This window comes from Psychrobacillus sp. FSL H8-0487, assembly GCF_038008385.1.
Taxonomy (GTDB): domain Bacteria; phylum Bacillota; class Bacilli; order Bacillales_A; family Planococcaceae; genus Psychrobacillus; species Psychrobacillus psychrotolerans.
The window spans coordinates 1365122-1377903 of record NZ_JBBOZA010000001.1 but is presented as its reverse complement, the minus strand read 5'-3'; the positions used below and the strand labels follow the sequence as shown (position 1 = coordinate 1377903).

The window sequence follows — 12782 nt, the reverse complement described above, 5'->3', positions numbered from 1 at the left end:
AACTTTGACCACTATTTGGACAAAGTTTCTCTACAAAATGGGATAAAAAAATATCATTAATTTCCCATTCCTTGTAGTCAGCTATTTATTGGTAGCTGGTAGAAACTCTCAAGCCATATTCTTGAATTTATACAAGGTATATATTTTCTTTTTAAAAACAATAGGAGAATCATAACAAGTTTAATTTGAATCGTCAATATTATATTTTTCCATTAAAAGATGTAAAAATATTTAAAAAAGAGAAAAAGGTTAAGAAGATACATATCTACAAAAAAACAAAAAATTCAGCTATATTACTGCACACAACTTCTTTGTACTAATAGATGTGGTTAGTAATGATTATTTGTAGTATTGTTGGGGTACAAAAAAAGCCACTTGTAATTAAGTGACCTCATCAAGAACAAATACATATTTTTCAATACTTTCATCTGCTTTGATAATAATTCCAAATACAGTAGCTACACCCTTTGAAAACTTAACATCAGTAAGTTCAATCATACTCTCAAAAATGTTTGGGTTCATTCTTATTTCCTTTACCTGCTTACCCTGCGAGTTGAGATAATCAATATCTTCGTGTATTTTATTTAATAATACTTCCAATTCCTTTCCTCCTTAGGTAACTTCTACTTGATATCATGCCCAAATGGACACTAATAATTTCAAAGCACAATAAAAAAATGGTTTGTATTTAAAGGAACGTGCTAGATCACTCACACATTGATTTGAGAGTTTCTCTATTCATAATCCTCCTCAATCATATTAACTATTTAACCGGTAGCTCGAAATAATATAGGTCATTGTTGGGTAATTGGATATACAGCTAAATAAAGGAAATTAAAACCCCACCAAACTGTATTATACTAATATAGTAAGGTTCCGTGGTTGGTAAGCCTTATTTTCTCCCCAAGCACTCACGTATGTGAGTGCTTTTTTTGTTTTGTTACTTTACTTTTAACCGATAACTAGAAGATGTCACCTAACCTCTTTCGAAGTTGACTTAGAGTGTAGAAAGAATGACTACCGCCTATCATTATAAGCACCCCTTATGATACGTCTCAAACCCTAATTAAATCTGCTTTATCTATTGCATATTGAGCTTACTCCACAGGAAAATATTGAAGACAGGCACATTAAATTTGAATGGAAAGTAGCCACATTGAAAAAGGCTCATCATTTTAAGAAACTATGAATATACCAAATTCAGCTATTTATGATCAATTAATTTCATAATATGCAGAAAAACTTGCTCCAGAGGAAGCAAAATAAGCAGTTGAGAATTTATAATTATACAAAATTAACCACCTTCCTTTAAATCTTGTTGGTTTTTTCATTTTTAATTTCGTTAAATCGGAATACTTCTCCAATTTAGTTTTATTTCTCATTGTAGAATAGCTAGATCACCGGACTTTTCAGGCGTCCCACGATATGACAAGGACTGTGAACAGAAAAGAAATTCGTTCATATACTAGTTTGAGCAATTGTAGACGTTTTTAATTGATCATTTTGTTTCTGAAAGGAATGAATGTTATTGAATGAAAGTAATGCTGAACAAATGGAGTTAAATCGTCTTCATCTTGGATGCGGGCATACAATTCTTGAGGATTGGATCAATCTGGATTTTGTTGCACTAAAAGGTGTGGATGTTATTGCAAATTTGGATGCCTGTGCGGAAGTTCCACTTCCGTTTGAAGATAACAGTATTGAGGAGTTTTATGGGAGTCATTTAATTGAACATATTCAACATACATTACCGATGATGCAGGAACTTCATCGGATTGCAAAACCGGGTGCGAAGGCCAAATTTCGACTTCCATACGGAGCAAGTGATGATGCTTTTGAAGACCCAACTCATGTAAAGCAGTACTTTTTACAATCATTCGGTTATTTTTCACAACCTTATTATTGGCGGGCCGATTATGGATATAGAGGAGATTGGAAAGCTGATAAGATTACTTTACTCGTAAGCGAAGAAAAATACCAACATCTATCGTTTCAACAAATATTGGAAGATGTAATGACTAAGCGGAATGTTGTTCGCGAAATGGTTGTTGAATTAACAGCAATCAAACCGATTCGAGAAGCAAAAAAAGAATTACAAACAAGACCAATCATTGATTTTGTCTTGGTGAAATAATCATAAGGATAAAGTCCACAATAATGACACTTTAAGAACAGTTCGTAAAAGTGAACTTTTACGAACTGTTCTTAAATTTTTTGAATATAAAAAAACACCTATATTATAGGCGTTTAAAAATGACTAGAATAATTACTCCACTACATCTCTTACTTATAAAACATTTATTTGGTACCCCTTATCATTTCTTTCTATTTCGACTACGTCCCCTTTACTCAAAGGAACCTTAATCAATTTATACGGGATAAGTAAACGATTTAGATCTTTGTTTTTATTATTAGAAAACACACCAAAGAAATCGTCAATTTGTTCAACAATATATTTTTCCATAGTAATCTATCCTCCTTAAAAATTATCATACCTTCTATGTAAGTTAAATGAATAAATAAGTTAAAGCCTCACTTCTTCAACAGTGAGGCCCCAATCTATTTTCATTATGATTGTAAGAGAGTTTCGAAGGGAGATTCTCAACTTCTCATCTTTATAGTTTACATGATAATCTTAGGATTTTAATTGGTAATTATATGCACATAATATCTTAATATATCTTTATTCCACGTATCTCTCTGCACTAAATCTTGAACCAAGGTAGCTTACATATTTTCAAATAAATTTCTTTTAACATGGAAAGAATATCCGTGTTTCGAATTGTGTTAGCTATTTGTACTCATAATTGCGTAACTCCTACGAGACATTTACTGTAGAGACATCTAAATCTGAACGACTGAAGATGCACCAGTATATAAAAGTTTATTATCTCCGTGTTAAACTATAAATAGATGAATTAGGAGTAATCGTTCGGGAACTATTCAATGAATACACTACATATTGATCGAAGTCGATGGAATTTGGTTAAGAGTGTATTATTGAATACATATATGTGAATTAAGTGAATATCAAAACAGATAACCTGCAAGTATTACATAGAAAATAAAATAAGGTGGTGCTTCCATGACTGGTATGGGCTATCGGACGATAAAGACTGCTGTAGGAGCAGGGCTGGCAATGTGGATTGCGAGTTTATTGGATTTGGAATTTGCAACATTTGCAGCAATTATTGTTATTATGTGTATTGAGAAAACGAAAAAAAAGACATTAATTACTATTAAGGATAAATTCTTTGCCTCCCTTTTATCTTTGCTGCTTGGTTCATTGATATTCGAGGTATTAGGTTATCATCCCATTGTCTTTTCTTTATTTATTTTGTTATTTGTTCCAATCCTCGTAAGAGCTCACATTCAGGGTGGTTTTGTCACAAGTATGGTTGTCGTATTACATGTTTATACGGTAAAGAATGCTGACTGGACAATGTTTCTGAACGAGCTATACATTATTTTCATCGGGATGGGAATTGCTGTTCTCGTCAATAGTTTCATGCCAAATTTCAAACGAGATATTGAGGTTTTTAAAAAGGAGATTGAAAAACGGTTTGAAATTATACTTTATGAATTCTCTGCCCATTTAAGGGATAATATGCGGAACTGGGATGGGAAGGAAATACTTGAAGTAGAAGATTTAATCAATCAATCCAAAAGCCTTGCCAATCAAGATGTAGAAAATCAACTATTACGAAAACAAAATATAGATTATTATTATTTGGAAATGAGAGAGGATCAACTAGAACTTCTAAAGCATATGATGAAAATCATTGCTATTTTCTCTTCCTTTAGCCTAGACATCAAACAGAAAGAAATGTTCGCAGAATTCTTGGAGGATTTAAGTAGGAACGTTCACTCGGGAGATACAACGAACATTTCAATAAATAAGTTAGATGAATTAAATGCCATAATCCGCGAGATGGAGTTACCGAAGACAAGAGAAGAATTTGAAGTACGAGCGAATCTATTTTATTTGACTTACGAAATGAAAAACTACTTAAACATAAAGAAAAAGCTTTTTGCTCAAAGAAATCGATAGTGAACTAATCCCCACCTCTTCAGCACTTCGCTATCACGGGAAAGGCAACAATATTACTCACCAAATCCGTGATACTGTTTACCTCATCCGTCAAGCTAGCGGTGAGTTCTTTGACAAAATGGGGGTCGCTGGTTCGAGGCCACTCGGGACCATACTAATAATGCAGTCACAACCTTTGATATATATAGGGTTGTGACTTTTTTTATTTAAACAACATTTTCAACTTATAAACCACACACCTATTTTTGTGAAGCCTATTAAATAATTTATCCTTTGAACTCGGTTACTTCGACCAATACGGATTAATGGTAATGAAGTATTCCATCAATTCATAAGTAGTTAGTTTGGTAATCATCAATTTCAGCTAGTTGTTAGGTATTCAAAAGCATTGGACAATCTTCAACATTTTTATGCAAGGTTATATGCCCTCTTCAAAAAAACGCAGTTGAATAACCACCAACGTTAGTGGTTATTCCCTGTGATTTCCGCTTGTTTAAGGGTTTTACTATTAAGTTTAATAGAGTATATCTTCACATAAATATAAAATATCATTCGAATTGAAATAAAAAGATTTCCATTTTGTAGTTTTTGTTGCATAATATTGAAGTCTCTAATTATGCTTTAAAGTTCCTAAGGTATAACAGTTGTCATTCGAGTCACGAGTGAACAACCATTATATTCGGTATTAAACTTAAAACCTCACATTAATTTATTGATAGGCTTACTGTCCTTATAAAGCTTTTTTTTGGTTTTAATACTTTGAAATCGCATACATCTAGAAGAAAATATAAAGGGAGTTATATTAAGATGGCAAACAAGTCAAAAAAAGGCATTCATTATGCTTGGTTCGTTTTACTAGGTGTTGCGATCATGATGGGTTTTGCTCGTGGTGGTCTTAACAACGCAACAGGTTTATTCTTAACACCTGTTTCAGATGACTTAGGTATGAGTTTATCTAGTTTATCTTTATACGTATCGATTATGTCAATCGTAACGATGATATTCTTACCATTTGCTGGTAAATTAATCACAAAAGCGGATATCCGTATTATTTTAATTGTAGGTGTTATTTTCCACGCAGGTGCATTCGCTGCAATGGGCTTCATGAACAGCGTATGGGGCTGGTACATACTTGCCATTCCATGTGCGATTGGTTATGTTATCGTTGCACAAATCGCTGGTCCAGTAATTATTAACAACTGGTTCAAAAAATCTAAAGGTTTAGCTTTAGGTATTATGATGGCGACTGTTGGTGCTTTCGGTGCTTTTATCGCTCCTTGGGTTGGTAAATTAATTGCAAATGAAGGCTGGCGTTCAGCTTACACTACTTCTGGTTTAACATTAGGTGTAGGGGCAATTATCGTAATTTTATTATTCATCCGTTTTGCTCCTGGTAAAAAAGGTGCTTATGGAGATGACGAAATAAACGCAGAAGACACGGAAGCAACTGCTGCTAATGAAGAAGCAAACAAAGGGATCGCATCTAACATTGCGAAAAAATCTCCTGCCTTTTTCGCATTAATGGCATTTTTCTTCTTCTTAACATCTGTTGCTGCATTCGCACAACACGTACCAACTTTCGCAATTACTAAAGGCTTCGATACTGCATTCGGTGGTACTTTAATGGGGCTATTCATGGTTGGTTTATTAATTGGTTCATTAACATTTGGTTTCTTAGCAGATAAAATTGGTGCAAAAGGTACTACTTTTGTAGCCTTAATTTCTGGTTTAGTAACATTCATTTTATTCCTGTTATTCGGTGAAATTAAAGTAATGATTATGATCGGTGCTATTATATTTGGTTTCTTGTCATCATCTATCGGTACATTAGGACCTCTACTTACCATTTCATTATTCGGTAACAAAAACTATGCTGATATTTATGCTACTGCTTCTATAGGTTTAGCTGTTGCAGGTATCGTAGCTTTACCACTTTACTCATTAATAAAAGATTTAACAGATTCTTATAATATTGTATTAGTCGCGATTATCGTGATGATCGTTATCTCCATGTTATTAGTAACGGTTGCATTTAAACAAAAAGAGAAATTAATGAAGGCCGGTCACTGGAACTAATATTTTGCAACTTTTGTAATACCCACTTTAATTAGTCCTGTATATAGTTATTTTAAAAAAGGTTATGAGCAGACATTTTTGTGTCTACTCACAACCTTTTTGTTTATGGTCTTATATAAGGGAAATTATTTATTTAGTAATTTATGTAATAAATGGTTGAATTGATCTATTTCTTCTTTTGTTAATTTGCTCGTAAGAACCTGTTCTCTCTCATTTACTTCTTTAGATAAGACAGTAAGTAAATCAACTCCAGAGGCTGCTAGATTTACTAAAACTAATCGGCGGTCTTTTGGTTCATACGTACGAAAAACGAGCCCCTTTTTTTCAAGTGTATTCGTTAAGCTTGTTACCGACGAAGTAGCTAATTGTAATCGTTTTGCGATAATTCTTGTTTCACTTGGCCCCCAAACCCAAAGTGTATAAAGCATAAGCATGGCCGACCAAGAAAGCTTCTGATTCATTAAAAGTTCTTTTTCAATATCATGGCGTACTAGCAGAGAAGCGCTATACAAGTCTGAAACAAGCGAACTTGATGAAATATCAAATGCGTTTCCATGCTGTTTAGCTAAAAATTTTTGTACTTCTCCAGCATTTATAATAAGTTTTTCCAAAAATGTCCCTCCAAAATCCTATTTAACAATAGTATACATGAAATTTAATAATGCTAGTCAAAATAGGTAATGGTCAAGGGGGGAAACGAATTTATTGAGCAAGTTTAGTTATGAAATAATTAACGAAAAGACCATTAGTAGAATTGGCAGGGTATACACACCCCTCCTCAATAATCATAATGTGATTGGAATTGATTGTCACAAATTAATTAGGCAAAATAAAGAACAACTACCATCAGTTGTCCTTCGTTAGTATTCAATGTTTAGCTTTTAACAAATGTACATTACTGGGAGGCAAAGTTCAATTGCCTTCCATTTCTTGTTTGAAGATAATCCCATCCTCATCTGGGATTAAGTCAATAGTTGAGTCAACTTCTAATATGTTTGCTATCGTCTTGGGAACGTGTAGCGTGCAACTTGATCGTTTTAAGTGATCAAATCTTAATTCATGTTCTGGTTTAAATGAAATATCTTCGGGCTCTTTAACAATTTGTCCTTCTGAGAAAAGAACTTGTACATCGCTTTTTGTTAAATGTGGATACTTTTCTAAAATGTGTTTTTCTGTTGTTTCTGAAATCTCTATCTCCATATCAACGTCCACTTCCTTTTCCCTAACATCTTTAGTTTATCACACCTAACAACCATCCAATCCATTTAGCAAAATATAGAAAACTTGTCTGTCGCGTTTTCCATTTACTGAATACACATTAAATGCACTATTGAATCGAAATTGACTGCTCTCTCGTCACTTTTTCCCAATGGTCGAGCTCCTGTATACATTTAAAAAGAACGCCCGGGTGGACGTTCCTTTGATTACTTATTTATTATTAATATAGTCCATGCCTTGAGCTGTTATTGCTAAAACAAGGTTTTCTGATCCTTGCCCACTATCTATGGCATAACCCTGTTCGATAAGGTATTCAATAGCATGTTTGCTACTGGGGTCAGCATTAACCATTGCTTTAGGTAATGTATAACTTCCGCCATTATTAGCAAAATGATAATCATAGAGACTTTGTAACAAAATATCCGATAACTTTTTTATTTCTTCGTTAATCATAAATAATCCCTCCTCAATAAACAATATACAACACAAGTTTAAAAATTTCTTTCTTTATGCTTTAGACAAATCAAGTATATTGCAGTTAATCAAAATACCATTATTGATAGGAGGTGAAAGATGAAAGTTGAAAATGGATAGGCCAAATTTACAATAGTTCGTTAAAAACAACAACTAATATAACCCAGTACCACTTAATTGTAGCAAAGTAGTAACTATATACTTTTTACCAAGTTCATAGTCATCAAAGTTCTGTTCATTGTAGATGCAACCTCTCTCTCTAAAAAAGGTATACCAATTACCTTCTTCCTCAAAATAATGGAAACCCTCATCTAGAGAATACTTACTCGCTGAATCACTATGTGGCAGACCGTGAATTGTAATATATTCATATACCTCTTCATTGCTAACTGTAAAAACTTTAGAGTATTCATGATTTCTCATATTTGGAACACCCAGCGTTTTACAAGCAAAGTCTAATGGATTTCCATAGAGAAGTGTCTCTATTTGTTTTTCTTTATCTATCAAACTGTCCCCTCCTTATTTAAATTCCATTTTATATCTATCTTTCATTCTACATTTAAAATACTTTATTTTTTTAGTATGTTCAAAAGATGGTTATATTCTATACCAAAGAATTTGATAAGTATAAAAACATATTTTGCCCCGAAAATAGTGATAGAATCATATATACAAAGACTATGAGAGAAATTTAGGTACTGCTTGCATTGTTCTAAATGCAAAAATGCTCGACATCCGTCTTATATATGTAGAAATAGCCCTAAAATGTTCATAAGTAATGAAGAAAAAGAGATAATATAATGGAATTTTGCTAAGCAATTAGGTTATATTAGTTCAAGTGGGTAAACAAGGAGCTAACAAATACAATGAACAAAAAATCACAAAAGACGTTATGGGCTCAAGTAGTTAAAACAGGAATTATCAAGTCCAATCTAATTCCAATGGTTGCTGGATTAATGCTCGCATTATATACATATCAGTACAGCTTTACAGATAATATTTGGAATATAGTGTTTGCATTTTTAGGTACAGCAGCTGTAATTGCTGCGGCAGGTTCATTCAATAACATTTATGACCGCGATATTGATGCCATTATGGCACGGACTAAGGTTCGTCCAACTGTAACAGGTGAAATATCGATTAAGAAAGTTTTGATCGTTGCTATTTTATTATTAGTAATCGGATTAATTTTATTATATATAGCTTCTCCGTTAGCATCTTTACTAGGGTTCTTAGGGGTGTTTTTCTACGTAGTCCCTTATACAATGTGGACAAAACGTCATACTATTTGGAATACGGAAGTTGGTAGTATTTCAGGAGCTATGCCTCCTTTAATCGGTTGGGCAGCAGTCGGTCCTGATATTTGGCATCCAGCTTGTTGGGCGTTATTTTTAATAATGGTCATATGGCAAATGCCACACTTTTACTCTATAGCCATTCGCAAGAAAGCAGATTACGCTGCAGCAAAAATACCGATGCTCCCTGTTGTCATGGGGAAAAAACGCACATATATTCAAACAAACTTCTATTTAATTTTATTAGTGCTATCTAGCTTTTTATTTTTACCACTAAGCTTAGGTCTAACCTTAGTGTCACTTGCTCTAGGCTTATTTTGGTTAGGCTTGAGCCTATTCGGTACACGCAAAATGGATATAAAAGATTGGGCAAATAAAATGTTCAAATTCTCTTTAGTGCACATGATTGTTATTTATTTTACGGTAATAATATACTCTACAATCGGCCTTATTTTACAGGCACTTTAATGATAAAATTAGCCATAATAAATGAAGTTTAATATTAATTTCTTTAGTTATATGAACTATCAAAAGACTTGCACCGTAATGGGCAAGTCTTTTTTTCTTTCTTCTTATTCACTGGTATCATCGACTACTTTATTAATTCTTTCAAGCATTGTTGGATGAGAATATCGAAACCATTTTACTAGGAGTGGAGGATTCACTTCATTTAATCCAGCTATGGTTAGTTTTTGAAAAGTGCTCACAGCAGCACTTGGCTCTGCCACTAACTCGATTGCGTAATCATCAGCTCTTGTTTCTTCATACCTGGAAATGTAATTTGTTAACGGACTAGAAGCGAATGAAAGAACGGATGTAATTAGTAGAAACAGTGGAAACGAATGAATAGCGTGTATCTGTTTTATTTTTAAGCGACTTCCGAAACGAGCGATTATCCAAGGCATTAGTTTTGCTATTAACCATAACCCTAAAATGGTCGTGAAAGTGTACACTACTATTCCAATATAAATATGTTTCTCTACATAATGGCCCATTTCATGTGCCATTACGAATAGAATTTCACCCTCTGTTAGCTGATTTAATGTCGTATCCCATAATACGATTCTTGAATTACTCCCGATTCCCGTTACATAAGCGTTCAGAGCATTTGTCTTTTCTGCCATATTCACTTCATATACATGGTTGGCAGGAATATTTGCTTGCTCAGCTAATGTGAGAATTTTTGTTTCTAATTCTTTATCCGTTAACGGATAGAAATCATTATATAATGGATCGATTACTACTGGTTGAATGAACATCATGAATATAGAGAACGGTATCATTAAGAGGCTAGCATTTATCCACCATTTCTTTGTGTTTTTATAGATAAGCCAATACAGCACCGTTACAATCACTACAGTCATACCATAGTTGACCCAAAAATCGATGAGATTATCTCGCATCCAAGAAGAAAAATTTTGGTTGCTGATTCCGTAGTTTTTACTTAAATAATACCTATAATAGTCCAATGGAAATAACACGATGAATATAAACAAGGACAACAAGAATAAATATACTGCTTTTTTAATAATTCCCCATTTTACTTTAATGAGTAGCGAGTTTTCAAACGCTTGAGAAAGGCCAGAAACTAATATGAAAATGTAAACTAGCCACTCAAAAGGTGTCGCGACAAAAAAGAGGAAATTCTTTATTTTTGAATATTCCTCACTCAGGTATACTTCTTGCTCCGACATAAAAGTATGCGGATCTGCGACTGTCCCCTGCAAGGATTCAGGTATACCTCCACTATTGCTATGAAAAATATATACATACATCACTAATATATATACTCCAAATAACAAAAGAGCGGATATTCCGTATTTTTTTACCAAGACCATTCATCTCCATTCACACTTACTTACATTAAGTGTAAGCAGAAAAAATGAAATATAGAACTTCAACGAACTAATACGTTTTTCACCTTAAAATTAAAGAACTTATCATTTTGAATAACTCCAACTATACGGAGCACATTAAACTCTAGGAGGTGACTTAACTTTGTCAAACAAAAGCAAACCAAACTTTAAGAAAAAAGAACCAAATTCACGAAGCGATAATCGAGAAGAATTTTCAGGAGAATTATCTTCAAACGAAGCCAAAGGTAAAAATGAAAAACAAAATAACCAAAAAAACAGATAAAAATCATTAATTGGTGTTCTAGGCTCACTTGACTTTTAATTGCAGACTAAAGATGACGCAACTTTTGAGTCTGCGTCATCCTTTCTGTTTTATTTATCCGATTTTAGGAGTTCCTCATACAATTTTATATATTGTAGAGAAGACGCTGACCAGCTAAAATCCAAATCCATTGCGCGTTCTATCAGGTTGTTCCACTTTGTAGGTTGGAAGCGAAATAGGCCTACTGCACGTTCAATTGTATGTAACAATTCATGGGCATTATAATTAGCAAAGCTGAATCCAGTTCCTTCTTCGGTTATTTCATTGTAAGGAATTACTGTATCCTTCAGCCCACCTGTTTCACGGACGAGCGGCAAGGTTCCGTATCGAAAGGCGAGTAATTGCCCTATTCCGCATGGCTCAAATTGGGATGGCATTAGAAATATATCTGAACCAGCATAAATTTGTCGAGCCAATGATTCGTCAAAAAACAGATTAGCTGACACCCTATCAGGATAAATGTCTTCAAAATATCTGAACGATTCTTCATACTGATGATCTCCAGTTCCTAGTAAAACAAACTGAACATCCAAACCGATGATTTCATGAAAGACATGTAAAATCAAATCTATCCCTTTCTGGTCAACTAATCTAGTAACCATTGATATGATCGGAGTATTAGCTTGTATAGGTAGGCCGAGTGTTTCCTGTAAATGTTTTTTATTAGCTGCCTTTCCCTTAGAATCATCGAATGGAAGCAATAAACTTCCATCACTTTTAGGATTATAGCAGTCATTGTCTAATCCATTTATGATTCCTTGCAGATTAGCACCTCTTTTACGTAAAAACCCGTCCAGTTTTTCGCCATAGTAGGAAGACTGTATTTCAGATGCATAGGTTGGACTTACAGTCGTTAGGCAGTCTGCAAAAGCTAGTCCTCCCTTGAGATAACTAATACTCCCATAAAACTCTAAGGCATCTATACGGTAATATTGGTCGTCAAGATCCAATAAATCAGACAGAACTGATTTAGGATATACCCCTTGGTAGCGTAAATTGTGAATGGTAAACACAGTTTTTAATCCCTGATAGTATGGGTTGTTGTTATAATTGGCTTTCAATTGGACAGGTATCAATCCTGTTTGCCAGTCATGGCAATGTATTATATGCGGGCGCTCTTCTAAAAAAGGTATAGCTTCTAGTACAGCCCGAGAGAAGAATGCAAACCGTTCACCATCATCTCTAAATCCATAGCTACCATGTCTTTTAAAATAGTATTCGTTATCCAGAAAATATACGGTTATTCCCTGATAGTGAATTTTCTCTATACCACAAAATTGACGTCTCCATCCTACAGGTACTTCAATACTTTTAATCCATTGCATTTGTTCTTTAAACTGTAATGGGAGATCATCGTATTTAGGCAATATTATGCTAACATTGACGCCCTGTTCTTTTAAAGAATGGGGTAAAGCACCAATCACATCGCCTAACCCCCCTGTCTTTATAAATGGAGCGCACTCTGAGGCTGCAAATAACACATTCATGTA

The 12782-nt window shown here is 33.9% G+C and carries 13 protein-coding genes and 1 riboswitch; of the genes, 5 read left to right on the top strand and 8 right to left on the bottom strand.

Annotated features, from left to right (window positions below; all coding sequences use genetic code 11):
* Positions 1–54: 54 nt before the first annotated feature.
* Positions 55–155: riboswitch (purine riboswitch) on the bottom strand.
* 226 nt (positions 156–381) lie between these two features.
* Entirely contained in the window at positions 382–600 is a 219-nt protein-coding gene (locus MHI47_RS06555; protein ID WP_340768822.1) for a lactate dehydrogenase, read from the bottom strand.
* 928 nt (positions 601–1528) lie between these two features.
* Between MHI47_RS06555 and MHI47_RS06550 the strand changes: the two genes are divergently transcribed.
* Entirely contained in the window at positions 1529–2134 is a 606-nt protein-coding gene (locus MHI47_RS06550; protein WP_340768821.1) for a class I SAM-dependent methyltransferase, read from the top strand.
* 153 nt (positions 2135–2287) lie between these two features.
* Here the strand turns inward: MHI47_RS06550 and MHI47_RS06545 are convergent, their stop codons facing one another.
* Complete coding sequence (locus MHI47_RS06545; protein WP_175496179.1) at positions 2288–2464, bottom strand: hypothetical protein; 177 nt, start codon at positions 2462–2464, stop codon at positions 2288–2290.
* Between the two features lie 621 nt (positions 2465–3085).
* On the opposite strand from MHI47_RS06545, the gene MHI47_RS06540 reads away from it, so the two are divergent.
* A complete protein-coding gene (locus MHI47_RS06540) occupies positions 3086–4051 on the top strand; it encodes an aromatic acid exporter family protein (protein WP_340768820.1) in 966 nt (321 codons plus the stop codon).
* Positions 4052–4858: 807 nt separating this feature from the next.
* Complete coding sequence (locus tag MHI47_RS06535) at positions 4859–6127, top strand: MFS transporter (RefSeq protein WP_340768819.1); 1269 nt, start codon at positions 4859–4861, stop codon at positions 6125–6127.
* A gap of 125 nt (positions 6128–6252) precedes the next feature.
* On the opposite strand, the gene MHI47_RS06530 is transcribed toward MHI47_RS06535, so the two are convergent.
* The 4 genes from MHI47_RS06530 to MHI47_RS06515 all read right to left on the bottom strand — a co-directional run bounded on the left by MHI47_RS06530 (position 6253) and on the right by MHI47_RS06515 (position 8326).
* On the bottom strand, positions 6253–6738 hold the full coding sequence (locus tag MHI47_RS06530) for a MarR family winged helix-turn-helix transcriptional regulator (RefSeq protein WP_340761991.1): 486 nt from the start codon (positions 6736–6738) through the stop codon (positions 6253–6255).
* 301 nt (positions 6739–7039) lie between these two features.
* The gene (locus tag MHI47_RS06525) at positions 7040–7327 is read right to left on the bottom strand and encodes a hypothetical protein (RefSeq protein ID WP_093534967.1); all 288 of its coding nucleotides are present in this window, start codon (positions 7325–7327) and stop codon (positions 7040–7042) included.
* Positions 7328–7555: 228 nt separating this feature from the next.
* Positions 7556–7798: a hypothetical protein gene (locus tag MHI47_RS06520; protein ID WP_340830104.1), complete on the bottom strand. Its 243-nt coding sequence runs from the start codon at positions 7796–7798 to the stop codon at positions 7556–7558.
* A 174-nt stretch (positions 7799–7972) separates the two neighbouring features.
* The gene (locus MHI47_RS06515) at positions 7973–8326 is read right to left on the bottom strand and encodes a hypothetical protein (protein ID WP_340830103.1); all 354 of its coding nucleotides are present in this window, start codon (positions 8324–8326) and stop codon (positions 7973–7975) included.
* A gap of 359 nt (positions 8327–8685) precedes the next feature.
* Here MHI47_RS06515 and cyoE point away from each other — a divergent pair, with 359 nt between their 5' ends.
* Positions 8686–9582, top strand: a complete 897-nt coding sequence (gene cyoE / locus MHI47_RS06510) for a heme o synthase (protein WP_340830102.1) — start codon at positions 8686–8688, stop codon at positions 9580–9582.
* A 104-nt stretch (positions 9583–9686) separates the two neighbouring features.
* On the opposite strand, the gene MHI47_RS06505 is transcribed toward cyoE, so the two are convergent.
* Positions 9687–10946 (bottom strand): M48 family metallopeptidase, encoded by a 1260-nt coding sequence (locus MHI47_RS06505; protein ID WP_340830101.1) that lies wholly within the window; start codon positions 10944–10946, stop codon positions 9687–9689.
* A gap of 166 nt (positions 10947–11112) precedes the next feature.
* On the opposite strand from MHI47_RS06505, the gene MHI47_RS06500 reads away from it, so the two are divergent.
* Complete coding sequence (locus MHI47_RS06500; RefSeq protein WP_340830100.1) at positions 11113–11253, top strand: hypothetical protein; 141 nt, start codon at positions 11113–11115, stop codon at positions 11251–11253.
* 89 nt (positions 11254–11342) lie between these two features.
* Here MHI47_RS06500 and glgA read toward each other — a convergent pair whose 3' ends face one another.
* Entirely contained in the window at positions 11343–12779 is a 1437-nt protein-coding gene (glgA, locus tag MHI47_RS06495) for a glycogen synthase GlgA (RefSeq protein ID WP_340830098.1), read from the bottom strand.
* Positions 12780–12782 lie beyond the last annotated feature (3 nt).

Bases quoted from the DNA above. Each gene is read 5' to 3' on its own strand.
- MHI47_RS06540 (WP_340768820.1), top strand. From the start codon at position 3,086: ATGACTGGTATGGGCTATCGGACGATAAAGACTGCTGTAGGAGCAGGG.
- MHI47_RS06545 (WP_175496179.1), bottom strand. From the start codon at position 2,464: ATGGAAAAATATATTGTTGAACAAATTGACGATTTCTTTGGTGTGTTT.
- glgA (WP_340830098.1), bottom strand. From the start codon at position 12,779: ATGAATGTGTTATTTGCAGCCTCAGAGTGCGCTCCATTTATAAAGACA.
- MHI47_RS06535 (WP_340768819.1), top strand. From the start codon at position 4,859: ATGGCAAACAAGTCAAAAAAAGGCATTCATTATGCTTGGTTCGTTTTA.
- cyoE (WP_340830102.1), top strand. From the start codon at position 8,686: ATGAACAAAAAATCACAAAAGACGTTATGGGCTCAAGTAGTTAAAACA.
- MHI47_RS06520 (WP_340830104.1), bottom strand. From the start codon at position 7,798: ATGATTAACGAAGAAATAAAAAAGTTATCGGATATTTTGTTACAAAGT.
- MHI47_RS06525 (WP_093534967.1), bottom strand. From the start codon at position 7,327: ATGGAGATAGAGATTTCAGAAACAACAGAAAAACACATTTTAGAAAAG.